23 protein-coding genes are annotated in these 22,213 nt (G+C 72.4%); 13 read left to right on the forward strand and 10 right to left on the reverse strand.

Features of this window, described 5'->3' with window-relative positions:
- Window positions 1-55: 55 nt before the first annotated feature.
- From NRK68_RS00860 to NRK68_RS00870, 3 genes are all read right to left on the reverse strand, one after another.
- Window positions 56-1,195, reverse strand: a complete 1,140-nt coding sequence (locus NRK68_RS00860; protein WP_257854430.1) for a glutamate--cysteine ligase — start codon at window positions 1,193-1,195, stop codon at window positions 56-58.
- A 109-nt stretch (window positions 1,196-1,304) separates the two neighbouring features.
- Window positions 1,305-1,661, reverse strand: a complete 357-nt coding sequence (locus NRK68_RS00865; RefSeq protein WP_257854431.1) for an ATP-binding protein — start codon at window positions 1,659-1,661, stop codon at window positions 1,305-1,307.
- A gap of 173 nt (window positions 1,662-1,834) precedes the next feature.
- A complete protein-coding gene (locus NRK68_RS00870; RefSeq protein WP_257854432.1) occupies window positions 1,835-2,221 on the reverse strand; it encodes an STAS domain-containing protein in 387 nt (128 codons plus the stop codon).
- Window positions 2,222-2,471: 250 nt separating this feature from the next.
- On the opposite strand from NRK68_RS00870, the gene NRK68_RS00875 reads away from it, so the two are divergent.
- Window positions 2,472-2,948 carry a hypothetical protein gene (locus NRK68_RS00875; RefSeq protein ID WP_257854433.1) on the forward strand — a complete coding sequence of 159 codons (477 nt, stop codon included), beginning with the start codon at window positions 2,472-2,474 and terminating at the stop codon, window positions 2,946-2,948.
- Window positions 2,949-3,014: 66 nt separating this feature from the next.
- Here the strand turns inward: NRK68_RS00875 and NRK68_RS00880 are convergent, their stop codons facing one another.
- A complete protein-coding gene (locus NRK68_RS00880) occupies window positions 3,015-3,395 on the reverse strand; it encodes a hypothetical protein (protein ID WP_257854435.1) in 381 nt (126 codons plus the stop codon).
- Window positions 3,396-3,662: 267 nt separating this feature from the next.
- On the opposite strand from NRK68_RS00880, the gene NRK68_RS00885 reads away from it, so the two are divergent.
- The 4 genes from NRK68_RS00885 (at window position 3,663) to NRK68_RS00900 (ending at window position 6,248) form a co-directional block, all read left to right on the forward strand.
- Window positions 3,663-4,136, forward strand: coding sequence for a hemerythrin domain-containing protein (locus tag NRK68_RS00885; protein ID WP_183066164.1), 474 nt, complete (start codon window positions 3,663-3,665; stop codon window positions 4,134-4,136).
- 53 nt (window positions 4,137-4,189) lie between these two features.
- On the forward strand, window positions 4,190-4,597 hold the full coding sequence (locus tag NRK68_RS00890) for a hypothetical protein (RefSeq protein WP_257854436.1): 408 nt from the start codon (window positions 4,190-4,192) through the stop codon (window positions 4,595-4,597).
- Window positions 4,598-4,678: 81 nt separating this feature from the next.
- Window positions 4,679-5,383: a DUF6766 family protein gene (locus NRK68_RS00895; protein WP_183066163.1), complete on the forward strand. Its 705-nt coding sequence runs from the start codon at window positions 4,679-4,681 to the stop codon at window positions 5,381-5,383.
- A gap of 55 nt (window positions 5,384-5,438) precedes the next feature.
- Window positions 5,439-6,248 (forward strand): SDR family oxidoreductase, encoded by an 810-nt coding sequence (locus NRK68_RS00900; protein WP_257854437.1) that lies wholly within the window; start codon window positions 5,439-5,441, stop codon window positions 6,246-6,248.
- A gap of 104 nt (window positions 6,249-6,352) precedes the next feature.
- Here the strand turns inward: NRK68_RS00900 and NRK68_RS00905 are convergent, their stop codons facing one another.
- The 4 genes from NRK68_RS00905 to NRK68_RS00920 all read right to left on the reverse strand — a co-directional run bounded on the left by NRK68_RS00905 (window position 6,353) and on the right by NRK68_RS00920 (window position 11,896).
- Entirely contained in the window at window positions 6,353-8,575 is a 2,223-nt protein-coding gene (locus NRK68_RS00905) for a prolyl oligopeptidase family serine peptidase (RefSeq protein WP_257857729.1), read from the reverse strand.
- Window positions 8,576-8,713: 138 nt separating this feature from the next.
- The gene (locus tag NRK68_RS00910) at window positions 8,714-10,495 is read right to left on the reverse strand and encodes an N-acetylglutaminylglutamine amidotransferase (protein WP_257854439.1); all 1,782 of its coding nucleotides are present in this window, start codon (window positions 10,493-10,495) and stop codon (window positions 8,714-8,716) included.
- A 472-nt stretch (window positions 10,496-10,967) separates the two neighbouring features.
- Complete coding sequence (locus NRK68_RS00915) at window positions 10,968-11,165, reverse strand: hypothetical protein (RefSeq protein ID WP_257854440.1); 198 nt, start codon at window positions 11,163-11,165, stop codon at window positions 10,968-10,970.
- Between the two features lie 188 nt (window positions 11,166-11,353).
- A complete protein-coding gene (locus NRK68_RS00920) occupies window positions 11,354-11,896 on the reverse strand; it encodes a cysteine hydrolase family protein (RefSeq protein ID WP_183066160.1) in 543 nt (180 codons plus the stop codon).
- 147 nt (window positions 11,897-12,043) lie between these two features.
- On the opposite strand from NRK68_RS00920, the gene NRK68_RS00925 reads away from it, so the two are divergent.
- The gene (locus NRK68_RS00925; RefSeq protein WP_046776847.1) at window positions 12,044-12,322 is read left to right on the forward strand and encodes a GlsB/YeaQ/YmgE family stress response membrane protein; all 279 of its coding nucleotides are present in this window, start codon (window positions 12,044-12,046) and stop codon (window positions 12,320-12,322) included.
- 307 nt (window positions 12,323-12,629) lie between these two features.
- A complete protein-coding gene (locus NRK68_RS00930) occupies window positions 12,630-13,043 on the forward strand; it encodes a CBS domain-containing protein (RefSeq protein WP_183066159.1) in 414 nt (137 codons plus the stop codon).
- Between the two features lie 114 nt (window positions 13,044-13,157).
- On the opposite strand, the gene NRK68_RS00935 is transcribed toward NRK68_RS00930, so the two are convergent.
- Window positions 13,158-14,342 carry a zinc-dependent alcohol dehydrogenase gene (locus tag NRK68_RS00935; RefSeq protein ID WP_257854441.1) on the reverse strand — a complete coding sequence of 395 codons (1,185 nt, stop codon included), beginning with the start codon at window positions 14,340-14,342 and terminating at the stop codon, window positions 13,158-13,160.
- A gap of 144 nt (window positions 14,343-14,486) precedes the next feature.
- Between NRK68_RS00935 and NRK68_RS00940 the strand changes: the two genes are divergently transcribed.
- The 4 genes from NRK68_RS00940 (at window position 14,487) to NRK68_RS00955 (ending at window position 18,121) form a co-directional block, all read left to right on the forward strand.
- On the forward strand, window positions 14,487-16,055 hold the full coding sequence (locus tag NRK68_RS00940; protein WP_257854442.1) for an FAD-dependent oxidoreductase: 1,569 nt from the start codon (window positions 14,487-14,489) through the stop codon (window positions 16,053-16,055).
- A 14-nt stretch (window positions 16,056-16,069) separates the two neighbouring features.
- The gene (locus NRK68_RS00945; RefSeq protein ID WP_257854443.1) at window positions 16,070-16,411 is read left to right on the forward strand and encodes a DUF6343 family protein; all 342 of its coding nucleotides are present in this window, start codon (window positions 16,070-16,072) and stop codon (window positions 16,409-16,411) included.
- Between the two features lie 69 nt (window positions 16,412-16,480).
- Window positions 16,481-16,678 carry a hypothetical protein gene (locus NRK68_RS00950; protein ID WP_257854445.1) on the forward strand — a complete coding sequence of 66 codons (198 nt, stop codon included), beginning with the start codon at window positions 16,481-16,483 and terminating at the stop codon, window positions 16,676-16,678.
- Between the two features lie 180 nt (window positions 16,679-16,858).
- Complete coding sequence (locus NRK68_RS00955) at window positions 16,859-18,121, forward strand: PP2C family protein-serine/threonine phosphatase (protein WP_257854446.1); 1,263 nt, start codon at window positions 16,859-16,861, stop codon at window positions 18,119-18,121.
- 24 nt (window positions 18,122-18,145) lie between these two features.
- On the opposite strand, the gene NRK68_RS00960 is transcribed toward NRK68_RS00955, so the two are convergent.
- Window positions 18,146-20,584 carry a SpoIIE family protein phosphatase gene (locus tag NRK68_RS00960; RefSeq protein ID WP_257854447.1) on the reverse strand — a complete coding sequence of 813 codons (2,439 nt, stop codon included), beginning with the start codon at window positions 20,582-20,584 and terminating at the stop codon, window positions 18,146-18,148.
- A 184-nt stretch (window positions 20,585-20,768) separates the two neighbouring features.
- Between NRK68_RS00960 and NRK68_RS00965 the strand changes: the two genes are divergently transcribed.
- Together NRK68_RS00965 and dhaK are read left to right on the forward strand one after the other, a co-directional pair.
- Window positions 20,769-21,017 carry a type II toxin-antitoxin system RelE family toxin gene (locus tag NRK68_RS00965; RefSeq protein WP_257854448.1) on the forward strand — a complete coding sequence of 83 codons (249 nt, stop codon included), beginning with the start codon at window positions 20,769-20,771 and terminating at the stop codon, window positions 21,015-21,017.
- Window positions 21,018-21,184: 167 nt separating this feature from the next.
- Window positions 21,185-22,189, forward strand: a complete 1,005-nt coding sequence (dhaK, locus tag NRK68_RS00970; protein WP_183066152.1) for a dihydroxyacetone kinase subunit DhaK — start codon at window positions 21,185-21,187, stop codon at window positions 22,187-22,189.
- Window positions 22,190-22,213: the final 24 nt, after the last annotated feature.

Consider the following 22,213-nt stretch of genomic DNA (forward strand, 5'->3'; position numbering starts at 1 on the left):
GATCATCGGCGTCGTTCATCGGCGTGCCTCGCGTCTGCCCCGCCCGGCCCTCGTCTCACACCGGCCCCGACCCGGCGGCCGACGGCTCGATCGTCATCTCCGCACAGCGCGCCACGACGGACGCGAGGCCCTGTCCGTCGGCGTGCAGCCGTCGCTGGACGCGGGCGCCGTTCCCCCGCTCGTGCAGCCGCGCGATGCCTTCGCGGACGCGCTCGTCGTCCTCGTGGTCCTTCAGGGCCTCACGTACGTGCCGGTACAGGGCTTCGACGACGTGCTCGGCGGACGCCTCCCGCATGGTCTCGGGGTGCAGCAGCGGGCCGTCCAGTCCGGAGCGACCGGCCCGCCAGGATGCCAGGCGCAGCAGGCCCGTATCGACCCTGGCCGGAGGCTGCCCGTCCTGCCAGGCGCGGGACGCCGTCTCGACCAGGCCGCGGACGAGAGCGGCGAGCAGGACGGGGGTGGTGGCGTCCAGGCCGACGTCGGCGACCCGGATCTCCACCGTGGGGTAGGCGGCCGAGAGGCGGGCGTCGAAGTAGATCATCCCCTCGTCGCGCAGCACCCCGGTGCCGATCATCGCGTCGACCCGCTCGTGGTAGCGGTCGGCGGAGCCGAAGACGCTGACGGGGCCGGCGGACGGCCACCTGTTCCACACCCGGCTGCGGTAGCTGCCGTAGCCGCTGTCCTCGCCCTGCCAGAAGGGGGAATTCGCACTCATCGCCAGGAGAACGGCCAGCCAGGGCCGGATACGGTCGAGGACCGCGACCCCCTCCTCGTCCGAGTCGACCGACACGTGGACATGGCAGCCGCACGTCAGCTGTTCCTGCGCCGTCAGTCCGAACTGCTCACCCAGCCACCGGTAGCGGCGGCCGACGTTGAGCGATGGCTGCACCGGCAGCGGCGACGTCCCGACCGCCGCCACCACGGCTCCGGCACTCGCCGCGTGGCGGGCCGCCTCGCCGCGGATGCGGACGATCTCCTCCTGGAGCTCTCCCATGTGCGTGATCGGTGCGGTGGCGAACTCCAGTTGCTCCTTCTGCAGTTCTTTCTCGAACTCGTGCTCCGGCCGGCCCCCGGTCCCGGGTTGCAGCCAGGCCGACCGCTCCGCGGCCGCCAGGACCGCCCCGGAGACCGCCAGTGGGGCGCCGCTGCGCCCGTCCACGAGCAACAGCTCCTCTTCCACACCTACGCTTCGCATGTCGCCACCTGCGGTTCGAACGGTCAGGATGCCCCGCGCCTGCCCCACCCTCCCCCACCCATGCCGCCGCCCCGGCGCCGGCCGCACGGACGGATCAAGACCGTCGCAGTCATCCGGGTGGTGCGTCGTCCTCGCGGTACGGTCCATGGCTCTGCGGGGAGAGGGCGAGGTCGGCCCACACCGTCTTCCCCTCCCCCTCGGGCCGTGTCCCCCAGCACTGCGCGAGGCAGTCGACGATGAAGACACCGTGGCCGCCGATGCGCTCGGCACGGTGCTCCCCCAGTCGGGGCGGGTTGGGGCTGCCGTCGGTCACGGCTATGCGCAGCACGCTGCCGCTGTGGTCCACGCTCAGGCGCCGGGGTCCGCCGGCGTGCCGGTGGGCATTGGTGAGCAGTTCCGCCGCGACGAGGACCGCGTCACCGCGGTCGGCGGCGGTCAGCTTCCAGTCGGCCAGGGCCTGGCGCACGCAGGCGATCCCCGCTCCACAGGCTCCCACGTCACCGCGTTCGAAAGTGAGTTCACGGTGGTGCGGGGCAACGCACTGGGGAGGTCCCACGGCAATTCCCGGACTGGCGGGCTACGGTCTTCGGTTGCCCCGCACCTGCCCAGTGTCCGCCGCGGTATACGGCGCGGCTCGGGTCAATGTCCGTGCTGGGCGATCGCTTCCTCGATGCTGTCGTGGACGGCGAAGGAGCCGGCCGCGCCGGTCATCTCCAGCACCTGCCGGACCCCGCGGCTGGGCGACACCAGCACGAGGGGGACACCCGCGGCGTGGGCGCTGTCCCGCAGGGAGAGGAGAAGGTTGAGGCCGTCGGCGGTGAACAGTTCCACGGCGTTCAGGTCGATGGCGAGCAGGTCCGGCACCCGGTCCAGCGCCTCGCGCAGTGTGTGGTCACCGACCGCCGCGGTACCCAGGTACAGGTCACCCGACAACACACAGACCACTGCGCCGCCGACCCGGATCGTGTCCGTCTTCAGCTCGGGTGCAGGCATGGGCAGATCGGAGTGCGACGGGTTGGTGCTCATGGACCGCCTCCTCGCCCGCTGGTTCCGCGCTCTGCCGCCCTGGTGGGCGGCGGCATGACGGCCTGCGGGCTCCGGCAGGTGCCGGGCGGCCCCGGCCGGGCTGGTCTCCACCGTACGCCTCCGGCCCCAGGGGGGGCACGGAGGGGAGCCGGGAGCGCGACCGGCCGCCCCTGCGGCACGGGTGCTGCCTTCGGGGGAAGCGGAGACCGGGAGGGCGTGAGCGGGCGGTCCGGCCGGGCAGTGCCGAAGTATGACGCGACGCGATGACGGACCGGACCCGGCACATCAGCGCCCGGCCGGGGTGGACGACGTGACGGTGGAAGCCCTCGGGTCCCTGTCGAAGGCGCTGGAGACGGTGGAGCGCGCCCGCGGCCACCTGTACGGGTTCCACCAGCTGACGGGGACGGCGGATCTGGAGCTGGACCGCGCGGTTCGGCTGCTCAGGGCGGCCGGACACGACGAGTGGGCCGATCGGGTCCAGCGGGACATCCTGGGCCGCAACGTCATCCCCGGCCACTGGACCTTCCAGATCGTCGAGGCGTACGACCGCACGTACTACGAGCCGTTCCGGGGGCTCGAACGTGGGGCGGTCGCAGCACTGGCCGCCGGGAGGCAGCATCTGTACGAGGCCGAGATGAAGGAGGCGCGCCGGACCGCCGGCCACCCCGATCACAGCGCCTGTCCCGAGGGACCGCACTCCGACGGGGAGGGGCTGCCTGCGCCCTGACCTCGCCCGGGCGGGGCCGCCCCCGCCCGGGGCCGCCCGCCCTCAGCCCGGCGCCGCGACCGGCCGTCACCTGCCGGCGGGGCCCTCGGTACGGTGGTCCTCGGGCCGTATGCCGGTGAAGGCGGAGGCGTCCTTGCTGCCGCTGGGGCGCCGCGACTTCCCCTTCGGACCCTTGTCGTGCATGCCGTCCTCGCCCTTACCGGCCAGTTCCTCGCCCCTCCGGCTGCTGCTCTCGGTCGGCCTGCCGTGGGGGTTTCCCGACTCCTCCTTCGACACCGTCCTGCCGGGGCCCTTCGTGGGGGCGTAGCGGTCCGGGTGGAAGGACCGGTGGGCGCTGGGATTGTCCTGCTGACGCGTCTCGTCGACATCCGGCGACCAGCCGTGCTGGGCTCCCCGGTGCCGGCTCGCCTCGTGCTGCGACGCTTCCCTCTCCGACTTACCACTCATGATCGTTCTCCTGTCTTCCAGGCGGGAGGCACCTCCGCCGATCGCGGCACCGGCTGCTCGCAGATGGCCCGGTCGGCCGCCCGGATGCCGGTACCACACGAGGCGCCTACCCGTCGACCCGCTCGGCACTCCTGGAGCGCGGCCACCCGGGTGACCCGGGCCCGGACCACGGCGCTGTCCTACGGCACCAGCGGTCACCCCCGTGAGGATGGGCGGGCCGCCGCATCCCGGCCTGACAGCCGGCATCCCCTAGCTCGGAGGACGTACATGGACGCGATCGTGCTCCTGCGTGACGACCACAAAACGGTCGAGAAGCTGTTCAAGCAGTTCGAGAAGACCGAGGACGAGGACACCGGCGAACGACGCCGGATCGCGGACCAGGTGATCGAGGAGCTCACCGTCCACGCCTGGATCGAGGAGCAGATCTTCTATCCCGCCGCCCGTGAAGCCGCTCCCGACACCACCGACCACATCCTGGAGAGCATCGAGGAGCACCACGCGGTCGTGTGGATGCTGTCGGAGATCAAGGGCATGGACCCGTCCGACGAACGTTTCAAGGCGAAGATGAGCGTCCTGATGGAAAACGTCCGTCACCACGTGGAGGAAGAGGAGAAGGACTGGTTCCCGGACGTCCGCAAGGCCATGGGCCGCAACCGCCTCACCGAGCTCGGCCGGCAGCTCGAAGCCGAGAAGCCCAAGGCCCCGCGGGATCCGCTGGCCGTGCCCAGCGCCACCAGCTGATGACACGGCACGGCAGCGGGTCCCGATCCCGCCCGGGTCCGGGCGGCCGGTCCGTGCTCGGCGCTGCGGTTTCGGCCGGCCTGGCCGGTCTGGCCGCCGCACTGCTGACGGGCTGCGGGGCCTCTGCCGTACGGGTGGACGGGGCCAGGGACGCCGTCCGCGTATTCGAAGGGGCGCTCGCCTCCCGCGATTACGCCGCGGCGTGCGCGCTGCTGGCTCCGCAAACGCGCGGCCGGCTGGAGCAGGACGAGAAGCAGCGGTGCGCGCAGGCCCTCGGGAGCCAGGAGCTGCCGGTCTCGGCGGCGATCGGCACACCGGAGGTCTACGGGCGGCAGGCCCTCGTCCGTGCCGGGGAGGAGACGCTGTTCCTGTCGCCGTTCACCGGCGGATGGCGGGTGGTCGCGGCCGGGTGCACACCACAGGGCGACGAGCCCTACCGGTGCCTGTTGAAGGGCGGTTGAGATGCGGGGTCTGTTCGCCGCCTGCCTGATCGTGATCGTCGGCGGGCTGGGCTACTTCATCGCGGTCGGGGCGATGCACCGATGAGCCGACAGGGGCAGGACCGGGAACGGCGCGGAAGCTTCTGGAGGGACAACAGCCTCACCCTGGCCTTCGGAGGCGCGTTCCTCATCGTGCTTCTCGGGCAGGCGCTGGCCGGCCACGCGGAGTTCAACGAGGAGCTCACCGTCGACGGCCTCCAGCGGATCAGCCTGGGCCAGTACGTGACGACGTCGGACTTCGCCGTGGACGTCACCGAGAACTGGCAGTCGGAGTTCCTGCAGTTCTCGCTCTATATCTTCGGAACCGTCTGGCTGGTCCAGCGCGGGTCGCCCGAGTCCAAGGAACTCCACAAGATCGGCACGGAGTCCGACCGCGAGCAGCGCGTGGGCGACCACGCCACGCAGGACTCGCCCCGCTGGGCCGCCAGCAAGGACTGGCGGCAGGGCGTGTACGCCCGGTCGCTGGGCCTGGTCATGGGCGGAGTGTTCCTCCTGTCCTGGGCCGCCCAGTCGATCACGGGCATGGCCGCCTACGACGAGCAGCAACTGCGCCGCCTCCAGGCCCCGGTCGGATGGGGTGACTACGTCGTCACGCCGGACTTCTGGAACCGGACCCTGCAGAACTGGCAGTCGGAACTCCTGGCCGTGGCGGCCATGGTCATCCTGTCCGTGTACCTGCGCCAGCGCGGCTCACCGGAATCCAAACCGGTGGGAGCCGCCCACACCTCGACCGGCGTCGAAGGCTGACGACCGCGAGACGCCCCCGTGTGCCTCGTGCCCCCGCCGAAAGGAACCCCTGAGCATGATCGGTCCAATCGACTTCTTCCCGGTCACGGCGGTCGTCACCGGTTCCGACTCGGGCATCGGACGGGCCGTGGCCGTCCGGCTGGCCGCGGCCGGACTGGACGTCGGCATCACGTGGCACCAGGACGAAGCGGGCGCCCGGCGCACGGCCGAGGAGGTCCGGGCGCACGGCCGACGGGCCGTCCTCGCCCGGCTCGACCTGACGGACCTGCCCGCCGCCGCCGACGTCATCGACCGGCTGGCCGGTGAACTCGGCCGCCTGGACGTCCTCGTGAACAATGCGGGCACCGGCACCGCCACACCGTTCCTGGACCTGGACCTGGCGACCGTGCGCCAGGTCCTCGACGTCGACCTGGTGGGTCCCCTGCTGTGCGGACAGCGGGCGGCACGGCACATGATCCGCCAGGGCGGAGGCGGCCGGATCGTGAACGTCACCTCGGTCCACGAGCACCAGCCGCGCGTCGGCTCCGGACCCTACTGCGCCGCCAAGGGCGGACTGGGGCTCCTGACCCAGGTGATGGCACTCGAACTCGCGGAGCACGGCATCACCGTCAACTCCGTGGCTCCCGGGGAGATCGCCACCCCGATGACGGGCCAGGAGGACGGGGACGTGCGCTCCGAGCCCCGGCCGGGCATTCCCGCCGGCCGCCCCGGCGACGCCCGCGAGGTCGCCGCCGTCATCGCCTTCCTGGCGGGCGCCGAGGCCTCGTACGTCACGGGTGCCTCCTGGGCCGTGGACGGGGGCATGCTGCGGATGGGTCCCATGGCCGGATCGCACATGGACCACGACCGGTGGCGCCGCCCGTGAACGAGGACCGGCCTGCACAGCGATCCGGTCGTGTGCCCCGAACCGAGGCGGTCGTGCAGGGGACGGGCCGGCGTCGGCGCTTCGGCGGGGATGCGTCCCGGCCGTCACGTTGCCTGTCGGCCGGGGAGCGCGTTGCTGCCGAGGTGGCGCTCCAACCAGTCCGCGGCGGCGCGCCGGTAGAGCCGCCGGTTGTCCGCCCGCAGGAATTCATGGCCCTCGTCGCGCAGCGTCAGCTGCCGCGCCGGTACTCCGCGACCCCGTGCCGCGCGGATGAACTGCTCCGACTCCGTCGGCGGCACGTTGGTGTCGTGTTCGCCGTGGACGGCCAGCACGGGCGCCCGCAGTTGGTCGATGCGGCTCATCGGGGACAGGGCCCGCAGCAGGTCCCGGTCGTGTTCGGGATGGCCGTACTTGGCGGTGGCGGACTGGGCGATCCACGGTTCGGTGCCGGCGAAGAACGTGGCGAAGTCCGACATCCCGCAGACGGCCACCCCGGCGCGGAAGAGGTCCGGATGCCACACGAGGGACGCCATCGTCAGATAGCCGCCGTACGAGCGGCCCATCACCCCGAGCCGCACGGGGTCGGCATATCCGAGGGAGACCACGTGCGCGGCGCAGTCGGCGACGTCGTCGATCGCCGCGAACCGGCCGGCGCCGAGGTCGGCGTCGACGAAGGAGCGCCCCCAGCCTGAGGAGCCGCGGACGTCCGGTGCGAACACGTCCAGGCCCCTGCCGAGGAGCTCGTGGTAGAGCGGGCTGAACACCGGCCGCTCCTGTTCCTCGGGACCGCCGTGGAGGTGGATGACGCACGGGGCGGGCCGGCCCGGGTCCTGGCCCGGCGCCCGGTAGTACCAGCCGCCCAGCATCAGCCCGTCCCGGGCGCGGCAGCGCAGGGGCACAGGGCGTACGGGGGGCCGGCCGGGCGGTACCGCATCCTCGTCGGAGGCCGACCAGCCGGCGCGCGCCGGTACGAGGCCCTGGTCGAGTTCCCAGATGCCGGGCCTGCGCCGGGAACCTGCCAGCGCGGCGAACAGGCCGCCGCGTTCCAGGGGTGCGATCCGGGTCACGACTTCGTGCGGCAGCACCGGACGGTGTCGCGGTCCGACGTCGCCGTCGGCGTCGGCGTCGGTGAGGGGCAGGCCCGTGCTCTCCAGCTCCGTCGCACCGTGGATGTTCCAGGCGAGGAGGGCCCAGCGGCCGTGATCGGGGACGCTCAGCAGGTCGAGGGCGGCCTCCTGGCGTTCCGCCGCCACCGTCAGGCTTCTGGCCGCGCCCTGGTCATCCAGCCTGACCCGCAGGAGGGCCGCGAACTCGCGGTCCGTGTCGCTGCGCAGCCACACGGTCCGCGCGTCGGCGGAGAAGCGGCCGATCCACGGGTCCCCATCGGCCACGTGCAGGGCGAAGGTGGTGCGGCCGGAGCCGGTGTCGAGCACGAGGGCCTCGCGCCGGCCGCGCGGGCCGCGGCGCACGAGGGCGAAGCGCCCGTCCGGGCTGGTGTCGCACACCCTCAGTGACGCCGCTCCCTGTTCGCCGTACAGCAGGACGGGGGCGTGCGCCCCGTCGGGGTCGATCAGGTACGCCGCGAGGCCGCCACCGCGGACCTGCCCGAGGGCCGGCACCGGGCCCGCCCCCACGTGGACGGACGCCGCCCGGTCGTGGGAGACGGCAGGCCGGTGCGCCGAACCGCCGCCGAGGAGGGTCGCGGTGCCGTCTCGTTCGGACCAGGCCGCGCCGGGGCCCCGCGCCCCGTCCGCCGGCGCGCCGTCGGCGTCCGACGGGAGGTGTCCCGCCCCGGTGTGTTCCGCGCCGGACACGGAGGGCTGGGCGACCGTGACGGCCAGGGCGGTGGCGTCGCGGGTCCAGCAGCCGAGGTGCGCGGAGCTTCCGGGCTCGGCCCCGGCGAGGACCTGCCGTCCGGTTCCGTCCGGGCGCACCACCAGGACGCGGGTGTGCTCGCCGCCGCCCGGTGCCGAGGTGTAGGCGATCCAGCGGCCGTCGGGGGACCAGGAGACCTCGGTCACCGGGTCGGGGTCGCCGTCCAGGACATGGGCTTCGCTGCCCCGGGCGGGGCCGCTCCACAGCTGGGGGACGCCCGCCCGGTCGCAGATGAAGGCGACGTGCTCACCGGTGGGGTCCGCCGACGGGTACCAGCAACCGTGGGCGGTGAGCAGCGTCGGCGGGTCGGCACCGATATGGTCGGGCAGCCGCACCGGTACGGGTGCCGGCGCGGGGGACGCGGCGCCGGTCCCTCCGGATCCGGGGGCCGCCGTAGTACCGCCCGCCGTACCGCGTGCGTGATCCACGAGGTTCGTCCGCTCCAGGGGCATGGCCACCTCTCCCAGGCTTCCGCTTCCTGAGTGTTCCCACCACTCGGTCCGTCACGTCACCGGATGGTCGGGGCATCGGATGGGTCGGGTCATCGGGTGGTCGGGGCCTCGGATGGGGCGGGTCATCGGATGGTCGGGTCATCGGATGCCGTGCGCCTGGAGCCAGATCTCCAGCGTCGCCACCTGCCACAAGGTGTTGGCCCCGCGCCGTGCCCGGTGGCGGTTGGGCTGTGCGAGCAGTTCGCCGACGACCTGGGCGTCGAAGATCCCGCGGCGGCGTGCTTCCGGGGCCGTGAGGGCGTCCCGCACCCGCGTCAGCACGGGCTTGGCCATGTGCCGCACGGCCGGGACGGGGAAGTAGCCCTTGGGGCGGTCGACGACCTGCCGGGGAAGTACGGTGCGCCCGACCTGCTTGAGCACGGCCTTGCCGCCGTCCGCGAGCTTCAGTCCCGGCGGACAGGCGGCTGCCAGCTCGACGAGGTCCTGGTCCAGGAAGGGCACCCGCGCCTCCAGGCCCCAGGCCATGGTCATGTTGTCGACCCGCTTGACGGGGTCGTCCGGCATGAGTGCGTGGATGTCCATGCGCAGGGCGGCGTCGAGCGCGGTGGCGGCCCCCGGGGTGGCCATGTGGCTCCGGACGAAGTCCATCGAGGCGTCGTGGCCGGCCGCGAGGTCCGGGTGGATCATGGCGGTGAGGTCGGCGTGCGTCCGGTCGAAGTACGCGCGGGCGTAGGCGTCGTCCGCCCCCGCCCGGCAGGCCGAGGCGATCTGCGGATACCAGTGGTAGCCGGCGAACACCTCGTCCGCACCCTGGCCGCACAGCACGACCTTGACCTCTTTCGAGACCTGTTCGGACAGCATGTGGAAGGCCACGGCGTCGTGGCTGACCATCGGCTCGCTCATGGCGCCGATGGCGTCCTCCAGCGCCGCGGGAAGCCGGTCGGACGGGATCATGAACTGCTGGTGGGCGGTCGAGAACCGGCGCGCGACCAGGTCCGAGTACACGAACTCGTCGCCGTCCTCACCGTTCTCCTCCTCGAAGCCCATCGCGAAGGTCGGGATGTCCTCGAAACCCTCCTCGGCGAGCATCGCCACCATCAGGCTGGAGTCCAGACCGCCGGACAGGAGCACTCCCACGGGGACGTCGGCGACCGTGCGCCGCCTCACGGCGGTCCGCAGCGCGTCGTGCACGGCCTCCCGCCAGGCCACGGGGTCGTCGCCGAGTTCGGAGTGCCGGGTGTACGTGGGCTGCCAGTAGCAGTGGTCGTGGCGGGTGCCGTCGGGTTCGACGACCCTGACGGTCGCCGGCGGGACCTTCCGTACGCCCGTCAGTACCGTGCGGGGTGCGACCACCGTGCCGTGCCAGCTCAGGTACTGGTGAAGGGCCACCGGGTCGATGGAGGTGTCCACTCCCCCGCCCGCCAGCAGGGCCGGGAGGGAGGAGGCGAAGCGCAGGCGGTCGCAGTCCTCGGTGACGTAGAGCGGTTTGATGCCCAGCCGGTCGCGGCCCAGGACGACGCGCCCCGAGCGGTGCTCGGTGACGGCGAAGGCGAACATGCCGACGAAGAATTCGACGCATTCGCGTCCCCACTCCGCGTACGCCTTGACGACGACCTCGGTGTCGGAGTCGGAGAAGAAGCGGTAGCCGAGCCTCTCGAGGCGCGCCCGCAGCTCGCGGTGGTTGTAGATGCAGCCGTTGAAGACCACCGTGAGGCCGAGCTGGGCGTCGACCATGGGCTGGGCGCCCCGCTCCGACAGGTCGATGATCTGCAGGCGCCGGTGACCCAGGGCGACCGCCGCCTGGGACCAGATCCCTCTGCCATCGGGACCCCGCGGCTCCATCGCATCGGTCATGCGTTCGACGGCGGCGAGGTCGGGGCGTCGGCCGTCGAAACGCACCTCGCCACTCAGACCGCACATGAGGCACCTCCGCGTGCCTCGGCGCCTCGGGACGCCCGGGATACCCCACTTCTGCCGGTGGGCCAGGTCGCATACACCATGCTTCTGCACTCCTGTGCCGGTTCGGCCGGCGCGTGCGAGCCGGCTCGAACGGGCGATCGACATGTTCCGCACCTGCCCGCACCTGGGCCTTTCAAGCGGGCCCCGTCCTGCCCTGCGTGTGGGCGGCACCGCCGCGCCCTGCTCGGGCGGGCTTCCAGTTCATCGAGGAACCAGGTCGGTGCACGGGTTCCCAGTCTGAGGGACCTGAGCTCCACGCGCTCCTCGGGGCCGTGCCACCGGTCCGCCGGCAGACCCGTACCGAAGAACAGAACGGGCGCGTCGCGGGCCCGGGCGAGCCGCACGGCCCGGGGCCGCCACCTCCTCCGGGCCGGGCGTCCCGTCGCCGGGCGAAGCGGCGTACGCGGCGTTCACGGCCGTCGCGGGCGCGCTGTCACCGCAGGCCACCGCCGGCCACGGCGGCACCGCGGGGCGCCGTCTCCGGGGCTTCGGCTCCGTCGTCCGGGTGAACGCCTTCCAGCAGTCCGCGCATCTGGTCGAGCACCCGCCGGAAGTCGCCCCACGGGGTTGCCCGGTCGCCGGTGTCGGCCGTGGTGTCCGCCGGGCCGGTGCCCGCTCGCTCCAAGGTCATGCTCCACCTCTCGGGCCCGTGAGCCGGCTCTCGTACCGGCTCCTCGCGCGCGCCTCACGCGTGCCCGGGTCGTCTTCCCCGATCGCGGAGGATCATGCGGAGCCGCCCGGCGGCGGCCGGCCGGCGCGCCGCAGGCAGGCGGCGCGCCGGCCCCGCCCCGGCCGCGCGCGGAACGCCGAGGGCGCAGGTCAGCCGTCGAACTCGACGTCTTGCACCCTGCAGACGTCGGCGGACATGTTGCGCCTCATCAACTGCAGGGCAGCTTCGGCCAGCTCGGCGTCGATGTGGGCCACCGCGTCGTCCGGCACGACGACGTCGAAGTGCCGGATGTGGGCGTCCAGCGCCGAATAGAGCACGCACTGCTCGGTCACCTGTCCGCACAGGACCAGACGCTCCGCCCCGAGCTGACCGAGCAGGTAGGACAGGGGGGTTTCGAAGAAGATCGAGTGGCGCGCCTTGACCACGAAGAGTGAACTCTCGTCGGGGGCGATCGGCTCCACGAGGCTCTTGTGGCGGCCTGCGAGAGCTGCCTCCAGGATTTCGCCGTGGTGGGAGCGCCATTCCCCGAAGTTGTCGTTCACGTAGACGACGGGGGACTCGCTGGCGCGGGCGTGTGCGAGCAGGGCCGTGATGCCGGGCAGCGCCCGACGGACGGACGGGACCAGGGCTTCGGCGTCCTCGTGCTCGTAGGTGTTGAGCATGTCGATCACGATCAGCACCGTTCGGGGCATCGGAGCCGCCGCCTCTCGTCTCGTTCTCCGTCCGGTCTCCCCAGTCTCTGCCATCCGGGGCCGACGGCCACCGGAGTTTGAGATCGCGCGCAGCGTGCACAAGCGACGTGACAGTTACCTGACACAACACCACGGCGGGAGACGCACATGGGCATCATCGCTTGGATCCTCATCGGCCTGCTGGCAGGACTCGTGGCCAAGGCACTGATGCCGGGCAGGGACCCGGGCGGGATCATCGTCACGACGCTCATCGGGATCGCCGGTGGCCTGCTCGGCGGCTGGCTCGGGAAGGTCATCTTCGGCGTCGACTCCATCGACGGCTTCTTCGACCTCTCCACCTGGATCGCCGCCATCGTCGGCTCGGTCATCCTGCTGGCCCTCTACCGGCTGGTGATCGGGAACCGGCGCTCGCACCGGCACGCGTGACCCCCGGCCACGCGCCACGGCCACGCGCCACGGTTACGGGCCGCACGGCCCACCACAGCGAGCGGTTCCTTCCTCGTCGAGGGAGGAACCGCTCGCTGTGCGGCGCCAGGTGTGGGATCCCCGGCACCGGGCAGACGTACGGCGCAGCCCCGCTCCGGCGGGGCTGACCAGTTCCACGGGCCGCGTCGGAGGAAGAACCGACGGTCGGGCCCACGATGCGCGAGCCCGTGTCGGCGTACGCGCGGCCGGCCGGGGCAGGCGCCGTTGGAGACAAGTGAACGGCGAAGCCCGACGAGAGGGATGCATCATGACGACCGCGCGCGAAATCATGACTCCGGACGCCACCTGTGTGGGCGCCCAGGAGACCGTCGTGGAAGCAGCGAAGAAGATGGCTTCGCTCGGGGTGGGCGCACTTCCGATCTGCGGGGACGACAACAAGCTCAAGGGCATGCTGACGGACCGGGACATCGTGGTGAAGGTGCTCGGTGCGGGAAAGGACCCGGCCGAGACCAAGGCAGGGGACCTGGCCCAGGGCGAGGCCGTCACCATCGGAGCCGACGACGAGGCGGAGGAGATCCTGCGCACCATGACCGAACACAAGGTACGCCGCCTGCCGGTCATCGACGGCCACACGCTCGTCGGCATCGTGGCCCAGGCTGACGTGGCCCGTTCGCTCCCCGACCCGCAGGTCGGCGAGCTGCTGGAGGCCATGTCCTCCTGACGGCGGAACGCTCCCGAGCCGACTGCGGCAGACTTCGGCCGGCGCATGCTTCGGGCCCCGGGAGTTCCCGGGGCCCGAAGCATGCGCCGGCACGTCGTCGGGCAGCCGTCCTTGTCACGGGGTGAAGACCACCTTCACGGCACCGTCCCGCTTCTCCTGGAACATCTCGTACGCGGCCGGGGCCTCCTGCAGCGGCAACCGGTGTGTGGCGAAGTCGTCGACGCCGAGGGGGTCCCCGTCGGTGAGCAGGGGAAGGATGTCGCCGACCCACCGCCAGACGTTGGCCTGGCCCATGCGCAGGGCGAGCTGCTTGTCGAAGACGGTCAGCAGGGGCAGCGGATCGGCCGCGCCCCCGTACACCCCGGACACCGAAACGGTCCCGCCGCGGCGGACGAGGTCGATGGCGGTGTACAGGGCGGACAGCCGGTCGACGCCCGCGCGCTTCATCAGGGCCGCGGCCACGGCATCCGGCAGGAACGTGGTCATCTTCTGCGCGGCGGCTGCGACTCGACTGCCGTGGGCCTCCATCCCGACGGCGTCGATGACGGCGTCCGGGCCGCGCCCACCGGTGAGTTCACGGACGGCGTCCGTGAGGCCCTCGCCCCGTTCCAGGAGGTCCAGGGCGTGATAGCCGCGGCGGCGGGCGCGCTCGAGCCGCTCGGGTACGAGATCAATACCGATGACCGTACCGGCACCGCGGTGGGCGGCGATGCGGCAGCTCATGTCCCCGATGGGGCCCAGGCCCAGTACGGCGACGCTGCCGCCCTGCGGGACGGCGGCGTACTCGACCGCCTGCCAGGCCGTCGGCAGCACATCGGAGAGGTAGACGAAGCGTTCGTCGGACGGTCCGTCGGGCACCCGGATGGGCAGGTGGTTGCCGAAGGGGACCCGCAGGTACTCGGCCTGGCCGCCCGGTACCTGGCCGTAGAGCTTCGTGTATCCGAAGAGCGAGGCCCCCGTCCCGTGCTCGCGCACCTGTGTGGTCTCGCACTGGGACTGCAGACCCCGTTCGCACATGAAGCAGGTGCCGCACGAGACGTTGAACGGGATCACCACCCTGTCCCCCGGCTTCAGCGAGCCGACCTCCGGCCCCACCTCCTGGACGATGCCCATGGGCTCGTGCCCGAGGATGTCGCCGGGGTCGATGAACGCCCCCAGGACCTCGTAGAGGTGCAGGTCCGAACCGCACAGGCCGGTGGTCGTGATCTTCACGATCACGTCGTCGGGGTCGCGGAGCTCGGGATCGGGAACTGATTCGAAGCGGACATCCCGCCTGCCGTGCCATGTGAGTGCCTTCATGACGCCTCCTGCGGAGTGTGCTGCGCAGTGTGGTGCTCGGTGTGTGGCCCCCATGGTGCGCGTGCCCCCTGCCAGGCCGGCGAACCGGAATGTCCCGCAATGCCCTCCGGGCATCCGGGCCGGTTTTCTGGGCAGTCGCCGGATATGAACCGACTTCCGGACACCGGACGCTCCTACTGGATGCAGACGGCGGACCTGCCGTCCTTCCCCCCGTTGTCGGGGGCCGTCGAAGCGGACGTGGCGATCGTCGGCGGCGGCATCGTCGGCCTCAGCACCGCGTGGGAGCTCGCGCGTGCGGGGCGCTCCGTCGTCGTGCTGGAGGCGGACCGGGTGGCCGGCGGGGTGACGGGCCACACCACCGGCAAGGTCACCGCGTTGCACACCGCCGTGTACGACACGATCCGCGAGAAGCACGGGGACGACGCCGCACGCCGGTACGCCACCTCCCAGAGCGCCGCCCTGCGGCACGTCATCGAGGTGTCCGGCGAACTGGGCACCGACTGCGAACTGGAGAGCCGCCCGGCCTTCACCTACTGCCGGGATCCCGAAGGCGTCGATGCCCTCCGTGCGGAGGCCGAGGCGGCGCGAGCGGCCGGTCTCAGCGCGTCATTCGTCACCGCGAGCGGGCTGCCCTTCCCCGTTGCCGGGGCCGTCAGAGTGGAGGACCAGGCGCAGTTCCACCCACTCAAATACCTGCGGGGGCTCGTCGAGGACGTCGCCGCCCGCGGCGGACGCATCCATGAGGGGACCCGGGTCACGCAACTCGACGACGGGGATCCTTGCGTACTCAGCACCGAATCCGGCGCAACCGTGTCCGCGGGACACGTCGTCGTCGCCACCCATCACCCCCTGTTCGACAACGCCCTGCTCGCCACCAGGCTCACCCAGCACCGGGACCTGGTGATCGCGGGGCCCCTGCCCGCCGGCCAGGACCCGGGGGGCATGTACATCTCGCAGGAGGAGGGCAAGCGGTCCGTCCGCACGTCGCCCCTGCCGGACGGCCGACGGCTTCTCATCGTCACGGGGGAAGCGTTCACCCCGGGCACCGGAGAGGACATCGAGGCCGGGTATGCCCGCCTCCTGGCCTGGACCGAGCACCATTTCCCCGGCTTCTCGATCGCCCACCGCTGGGCCGCACAGGACAACAGCTCCACCGACACGCTGCCCCTCATCGGCCGACTGCCCACGAACGGCGACCACGTCTACGTCGCCACCGGCTTCGCCGGCTGGGGCATGACGGGCGGCGTCCTGGCCGCGACGGTCATCGCCTCGCTCGTCCGCGGCGACGAAGACCCCTGGGACGGCCTGTACGACCCCGGCCGGGTCGGCTCGGCACTGCGCTCGGCGCCGACGTACCTGAAGGCCCAGTGGGAGGTCGGAAAGCACTTCGTGCAGGACCGCCTGGAAACGCTCGGCGACGGCATCAACGGCCCGGCCGCGAGCCTGCGGCCGGGTGACGGCACGGTGGTCCGGGCCGCCGGCAGGCCCTGCGCCGTACACCGCGACGATGAGGGAGAACTCCACGCCGTATCGGCAGTCTGCACGCACATGGGGTGCCTGGTCGCGTTCAACAACGCCGAACGGACCTGGGAATGCCCCTGCCACGGCTCCCGCTTCGGCATCGACGGCGAGGTTCTGCAGGGACCGGCGCTCCGCCCGCTGGAACGCCGGGATCCCGGGGAACCGGACGAGCCGGACCACCGGCCGGCCTGAAATGAGGTGAGGGCATGGGCCACTCCGCACGAAGACAAGCCGGGCTGCGCGCCGCCGACCGGCACGGGCGGCAGGCCGCCGCACGGTGGCGGCACGACGGTTCGGAAGCCCAGTGGGCCCGCAGCGACCTGCGCCTGCGTCGCGTCCTGTCCCTGTGGGCGATCCCCGTGTTCGCCGCCGGCAGCGCCCTCCTGGCGTACCTCGCTTCGCAGACCACCGCCGGGGCCGCTCCGCCCCGCAGCGTGTATGTCGTCCTCGCCGCGATCTGCTTCGCCCTGGCGGTACTCGCACTGATCGACCTCCAGGTGATCAAGCGCCGTACCCGCGAGGAAGAACGCTGGCATCGCCCCACCTGACCGTCACGGACTCACGCCCATGAGGGGCAGGTCCCGTATCCGAGCAAGCAGCAGGAAAGGAGAGCCGTCATGGCCGATCCCCGAGAGAGGAAGGACGCCCGGACACCCCTGGAGCGCGTGACCGGCGAGAACGACGTGTCGCCCGAGGAGGAGCGCGAGCGCGGCGCGTCCCCGCCCGACGGCAAGGACGACGGGATCCAGGGCGCCGTGAAGAAGTTGAAGGACGCGGCGCAGGAGGTCATGGGTACCGGGAAGCGGGACTCGTAGCAGTCCGGAGGCCCAGGGCGCCTGAGCGGGCGCATCGCTCGTCACCTTCCGATGCTGCGGCGCGGCCGGTCGGCGCCGTGTCGACCGGGCCGAGACGGGACTCCTTGGCCAAGATGGCTCCATGGGTTCCCGTCTCGAGGAGAAGCAGCTGATGGAGTGCGACGGGGAAGGGCGTTCCCGGTGAGCGAGGGCGACGGCGAGGGGCTGGGGCCGGTCCTGGCTTGGGTGCTCGACCGCTCTCACGAGGCGTCGGCCCTGGACCTCGCGGCACTGATCGATGAGGCCGCGGGCCGCTTGGGGATCGGTTCGACGCGGCTGTTCCTCGCCGACATCCAGCAGGGCCGGCTCAACCTTCTCCCTCAGCCCCAGGGCCCGCAGGTACCGGCCACCCTGGACATCGACGGTTCCCTCGCCGGCCTGGCCTACCGCACCCAGCGGGTCCATCTGAGCAGGGACCGCAGCACCGCCTGGTTCCCGATGATCGACGGCATCGAACGGGTCGGCGTCATGCAGGCCTCGATGTCCGGCCCGGCCGCCGACCGGATGGAGGCGGGCCGGGCGCTGGCGAGCCTGGCAACGCTGCTGGTGGTGTCCCAGTCCTCCCACAACGACCTCCTCGTCCGCCATCAACGGACACGCCCGATGAGCCTCCAGGCCGAACTGCTGTGGGCGTTCCTGCCACCGCGGACCATCGGCACGACCGAGGCGACCTCGGCGGCGATGCTGGAGCCGGCCTACGACATCGGCGGCGACGCCTTCGACCACACCTTCATCGACGGCGTCCTGCACGTGACGATGCTCGACGCGATGGGTCACGACCTGGCCTCCGGCGGAGCGAGCGCCGCAGCCGTCGCGGCCTGCCGCTTCACGCGCCGTTCCGGCGGCTCCCTCCCCGACATCGCCACCACCATCGACCGCACCCTGGCCCGGTGGATCCCCGACCGGCTCATGACCGGGGTCATCGCCGAACTCGACACCCACAGCGGCGACCTCAGCTGGATCAACTGCGGCCACCCGCCACCACTGCTCATCCGCGACGGCCATGTCCTTCCCCGGGCACTCGAACGGGACGCCGAGCTCCCCCTCGGCCTCGGGTTCCACGACCGGGAACCTCCCGCCCGGCACCATGTGCGGCTCCAGCCCGGTGACCGCGTCCTGATCCACAGCGACGGGGTGACCGAAGCCCGCTCCCCCGACGGCGACCTCTACGGCGAGGACCGTCTCACCGACACCGTGATCCGCTCACTCGCGTCCGGACACAGCGGCGCGGAAGCCCTGCGGCGGCTCGTCCAGAAGCTCCTCGCCCACCAGGAACACCGCCTGCGCGACGACGCCACCATCCTCCTGGCCGAATGGCACCCGAACGCCTCGGCCACCCCCGCCTCCCCGGCCACTCCGGCCTCCTCCGACGCACCGCCCGCCGGACGGCATGCCGACGCGTGACCCCGGCCGGGGTCAGGGCTGGGATCAGGACCGGCCCGGTACGTGGATCTCCAGGACGCAGATGTCGTCGCGGTTCCCCGGCCGCCGCGCCGCGAGCGTCTTGGCGAGCGTGCCCGTCCGGCCCTCCCGCACGAGCCTCAGAGCCGTCTCGGAGAGCCGGTCGAGCCCGGCCCAGATGTCCTCCCGGGGCTCCTCCACCAGACCGTCCGTATAGAAGAGCAGATGGTCGCCCGGCCGCAGCTCGGTCACTTCCTGCCCGTACGTCGAGTCCAGCGAGGCTCCGAGGAGGCTGCCCCTGGGCTGCGGGAGGTAGGTCGCCTCACCGTCCCGGATCAGCAGCGGCGGAAGATGGCCCGCCCGCACCCAGGTCAGCCGGCGGTCCCACGGCCGGTAGCACCCCATGACCATGGTGGCGGTGGCGCCGTGGTCGTCCGCGGCCGTGTGGAGCAGGAGATTGTTGAGCCGGCCGAGGACGTCCGGCAGGGGTGAGCCCGTGATGGCCATCCCCTTCGCGGTGAACCGCAGCTGAGCCATCGTGCCCACCGCCGACAACCCGTGACCGGCGACGTCTCCGACCACGAACAGCGCGCTTCTGTCCGGGAGTTCGATCGCGGAATACCAGTCGCCCCCGACGTTCAGGCCGCTCTCGGCGGGCACGTAGGCCACTTCGACCCGCAGCCCCGCCAGTTCCAGCGACTGTTCGGCGATCGGCAGGAGGGTGTCCTGGAGTCTGGCACCCAGCGCACGCTCGGCCTTGAGGATGCCGCGCTGGACGAGGTTGGCGCGTTCGCTCTCCTGCAGGGCCATTTCGGCGCCCCGCTGCGCCGTCAGGTCCTGGAAGAACCCGTGTACTTCGACCGGGCTGCCGTCCGCGTCCCGCTGTGCCTCGGCGACGATCCGCAGGTGCCGCACGCCGTGCGCGGTGCTGATGCGGAAGGGCTGGTCGATCGCGCCACCGTCGCCCAGGAGCCGCTGGACGGCCGCGCCCAGCTCCGGCAGGTCGTCCGCCAGCAGGTGGTCGGGCAGTTCCTCCAGCCGCATGGGCCCCAGGGCCGGGTCACGGTCGAAGACCGTGTACACCTGGTCGGACCAGGTGATGGTGTCCGTCGTGAGGTTCCAGGAGGCCCAGCCGAGGTTGCCCAGGCGCTGCATGTCGTGCAGCCTCCGGGCCTCGCGGTCGCTGGTGTCGTGGCGGATCCACGTCACGATCAGGCGGCCGGCCAGCCTCGACGCCCGGACCGAGTAGACGGACTGCTGCGGAACTCCGGCGGCCACCTCCTCGTAGGTGAAGGGCTCGCCCTCGTAGACCGTCCCCGTCATCAGCGTGTCGAGGTATCCCTCCCACACCTCGCTGCCCGCGACCGTCGGGTACGTCTCGAGGATCTTCCGGCCGATCAGCTCCCTGCCGCGCCGCCCGGCCACGTCCAGCGCCTCCGGCGCCGCGGCGTCGATCCGGTAGTCCTCCACCTGCCCCGTCGGGGAACGGAGGGGGGTCAGCAGGACCGCCGGCCCGGGCAGGGCGTCGAACATCGCCTGGACGGCGTCGACGTCCTGCCCGAGGGGATCGGGCCCGTCTGGTCCCCGGTCCTCGCGCAGACGGCCTCCGCACAGCCTGACGGCCCGCCTGAGGAGGGTCCGGGTACGGGCGTCGAAGGGACCCGGCCGGGTGCGGAAGAATCCGATGACCGCCGTGGCCGGCCGGGTTCCGGGTACGGGGAGCCAGGCGCGGGACGGCCACCGCTCGGGCGGGTCGCCGATCAGCAGGTAGCGGGTCGCGTCGCGTGCCAGGTCTTCGAGCCACACCGCCTGCCCGGCCTCGATGGCCTCCAGTGCCGCGACACCGCTCAGCGGGGGGATGTGGCTCCACTGCTCGGCCGTGGCGCCGTCCACCCCCGCGTGCCCGGTCAGCTCCAGGCTGCCGGCCGTGGCCAGGGTGTAGATCATCACGGCGGCCACGTCCTCCGGCTCGCCCAGCACGGTCTGCAACAGGTCGGCGATCTCGTCGGCGGTACGGGTGCTGGGGGCCGCCAGGCCCTCGGCCAGCCGGGCGAGGAGCGCCCGGTGGTCGACGGGCCGGCCGTCGTCGGCGAGGACGTAGCGACCGGTGTCGAAGGGCGTGTGCCCGGGCACGCGCACGCCGACGACGGGGGCGTTACGGGCCTCGGCCTGCGGCGGGGACACCGCCGGCCCCGCACCTGCCTGTCCCTGGGTGATCCAGCACTCCTCCAGCAGGGTCCGCCGGTGCCGCGCCGCCCTTTCGAGCAGCAGTTCGTAGGCGGCCTCCGGCGTCACGTCCGACCGGGCCATCAGAATGCCCTTGGCGCGCTCGAGGACGGCCGTCACCGCGGCCAGGGCCTCGAGGTCCACGACCTCGGCGCGCAGCCTGGACACAACCTTGGCCAGAGCCAGCGTCTCGGGGCTGGCAGCGCCGCCGACGGCGCCTGGCACGGAGTCGCCCTCCATAGGTCGAGCATGCCACGCCCGCGGCCCGTTGAATCCGGTGCGTCCGGCCGGGGCCTCCGCGGTCCTGGCCATGGTCCGGACCGGGCGTACGGGGCGGCGCGACGGGCAGGCGACCGGTGAGGCCGCCCCGGTGCGCATACGGGTACCCCGGCGCGGCCCCGGCCTCGCGGCAGGAGGGTGGCAGATGGCTTACGGCATCGTGTGGGACGAGGCTGCCGTGTACGGGGCGGCCCGGCACCTCGCGGACGACCCGGGCGGCCTTCGGCAGCTGCTGTACGCCGTCGGGCTCCTGTCCGGCGAGCCCCGCCCGCGGGGTGCCGCGGTCCACGGCCCGGGGCTGTGCCGGATCCACGTCGGCCGCTATCGGGTGCTGTACGCCATCACCCGCGATCCGGGTGCCGTCGTCATCCTGCACGTCGGCCGTCTCGGCTAGGGGGTGTCCGGACGATCTCGGTCGCCCAGGGCCCTGCCTGCCTGTCGTTGCGGGGCGGGCTCCTTTACCGTCGAAGTGAGCGCTGCGCGATCGGCGTGCCGCCCCGGCGGGCGACCTGCATGCACGCGGCTCGGAGAGTCACCTGTCAGCCCACTGGGAGATGCGCCGTGAAGATGCTGATCAACAGTCCTCAGACCGTGGTGGCCGATGCCCTGCGCGGGCTGGCCGCCGCCCATCCGGACCTGGAGGTGGACGTGGAGGCCCGGGTCGTCGTCCGCAAGGGTGCCCGCGAGGGCGGGCGGGTCGGCCTGGTCTCCGGCGGCGGGTCCGGGCACGAGCCGTTGCACGCGGGCTTCGTGGGACCCGGAATGCTGTCGGCCGCCTGTCCGGGCGAGGTGTTCACCTCTCCCGTGCCCGACCAGGTGCTGCGGGCGGCCAAGGCCGTGGACTCCGGCCAGGGGGTGCTGTTCGTCGTCAAGAACTACACGGGGGACGTACTGAACTTCGACATGGCCGCCGAACTCGCCGAGGAGGACGGCGTCCGCGTCCAGCGCGTGCTGGTCGACGACGACGTGGCCGTCACCGACAGCCTGTACACCGCCGGCCGGCGCGGCACGGGAGCCACCCTCTTCGTCGAGAAGATCGCCGGGGCCGCCGCCGAGGAGGGCGCTCCGCTGGAGCAGGTCGCGGCGGTGGCCGAGCGCGTGAACAAGGCCTCCCGCAGCTTCGGTGTGGCCCTGAGCGCCTGCACCACACCCGCCAAGGGCAGCCCCACCTTCGACCTGCCCGACGGCGAGCTCGAACTCGGCATCGGGATCCACGGAGAGCCCGGCCGCGAGCGCCGCCCGATGATGACGGCCCGCGAGATCGCGGAGTTCGCGGTGGGCGCCGTCCTGGACGACCTGGCGAGCGTGGCTCCGGCCGACGGGCCGGTCCTGGCCCTGGTGAACGGGATGGGTGCGACGCCGCTGCTGGAGCTGTACGGGTTCCACGCGGCGGTGGCCCAGGTGCTCGCGGACCGAGGGGTACCGGTGGCTCGGAGCCTGGTGGGCAACTACGTCACGTCGCTGGACATGGCGGGGTGCTCGGTGACCCTCTGCCGGGCCGAAGAGGAGTTCCTGCGGCTGTGGGACGCGCCGGTACAGACCCCCGCGCTGCGCTGGGGCCGCTGAGCCCCGGCCCGTCCGGCGGCCGGC

Origin of the sequence: Streptomyces yangpuensis (assembly GCF_024666385.1) — a bacterium.
Lineage (GTDB): Bacteria > Actinomycetota > Actinomycetes > Streptomycetales > Streptomycetaceae > Streptomyces > Streptomyces yangpuensis.

Coding starts and splice junctions, on each gene's coding strand:
- NRK68_RS00860 (WP_257854430.1), bottom strand. CDS start 1,195: ATGCGAAGCGTAGGTGTGGAAGAGGAGCTGTTGCTCGTGGACGGGCGC.
- NRK68_RS00870 (WP_257854432.1), bottom strand. CDS start 2,221: ATGAGCACCAACCCGTCGCACTCCGATCTGCCCATGCCTGCACCCGAG.
- NRK68_RS00875 (WP_257854433.1), top strand. CDS start 2,472: ATGACGCGACGCGATGACGGACCGGACCCGGCACATCAGCGCCCGGCC.
- NRK68_RS00880 (WP_257854435.1), bottom strand. CDS start 3,395: ATGAGTGGTAAGTCGGAGAGGGAAGCGTCGCAGCACGAGGCGAGCCGG.
- NRK68_RS00885 (WP_183066164.1), top strand. CDS start 3,663: ATGGACGCGATCGTGCTCCTGCGTGACGACCACAAAACGGTCGAGAAG.
- NRK68_RS00895 (WP_183066163.1), top strand. CDS start 4,679: ATGAGCCGACAGGGGCAGGACCGGGAACGGCGCGGAAGCTTCTGGAGG.
- NRK68_RS00900 (WP_257854437.1), top strand. CDS start 5,439: ATGATCGGTCCAATCGACTTCTTCCCGGTCACGGCGGTCGTCACCGGT.
- NRK68_RS00905 (WP_257857729.1), bottom strand. CDS start 8,575: ATGCCCCTGGAGCGGACGAACCTCGTGGATCACGCACGCGGTACGGCG.
- NRK68_RS00910 (WP_257854439.1), bottom strand. CDS start 10,495: ATGTGCGGTCTGAGTGGCGAGGTGCGTTTCGACGGCCGACGCCCCGAC.
- NRK68_RS00915 (WP_257854440.1), bottom strand. CDS start 11,165: ATGACCTTGGAGCGAGCGGGCACCGGCCCGGCGGACACCACGGCCGAC.
- NRK68_RS00920 (WP_183066160.1), bottom strand. CDS start 11,896: ATGCCCCGAACGGTGCTGATCGTGATCGACATGCTCAACACCTACGAG.
- NRK68_RS00925 (WP_046776847.1), top strand. CDS start 12,044: ATGGGCATCATCGCTTGGATCCTCATCGGCCTGCTGGCAGGACTCGTG.
- NRK68_RS00930 (WP_183066159.1), top strand. CDS start 12,630: ATGACGACCGCGCGCGAAATCATGACTCCGGACGCCACCTGTGTGGGC.
- NRK68_RS00935 (WP_257854441.1), bottom strand. CDS start 14,342: ATGAAGGCACTCACATGGCACGGCAGGCGGGATGTCCGCTTCGAATCA.
- NRK68_RS00940 (WP_257854442.1), top strand. CDS start 14,487: ATGAACCGACTTCCGGACACCGGACGCTCCTACTGGATGCAGACGGCG.
- NRK68_RS00945 (WP_257854443.1), top strand. CDS start 16,070: ATGGGCCACTCCGCACGAAGACAAGCCGGGCTGCGCGCCGCCGACCGG.
- NRK68_RS00950 (WP_257854445.1), top strand. CDS start 16,481: ATGGCCGATCCCCGAGAGAGGAAGGACGCCCGGACACCCCTGGAGCGC.
- NRK68_RS00960 (WP_257854447.1), bottom strand. CDS start 20,584: ATGGAGGGCGACTCCGTGCCAGGCGCCGTCGGCGGCGCTGCCAGCCCC.
- NRK68_RS00965 (WP_257854448.1), top strand. CDS start 20,769: ATGGCTTACGGCATCGTGTGGGACGAGGCTGCCGTGTACGGGGCGGCC.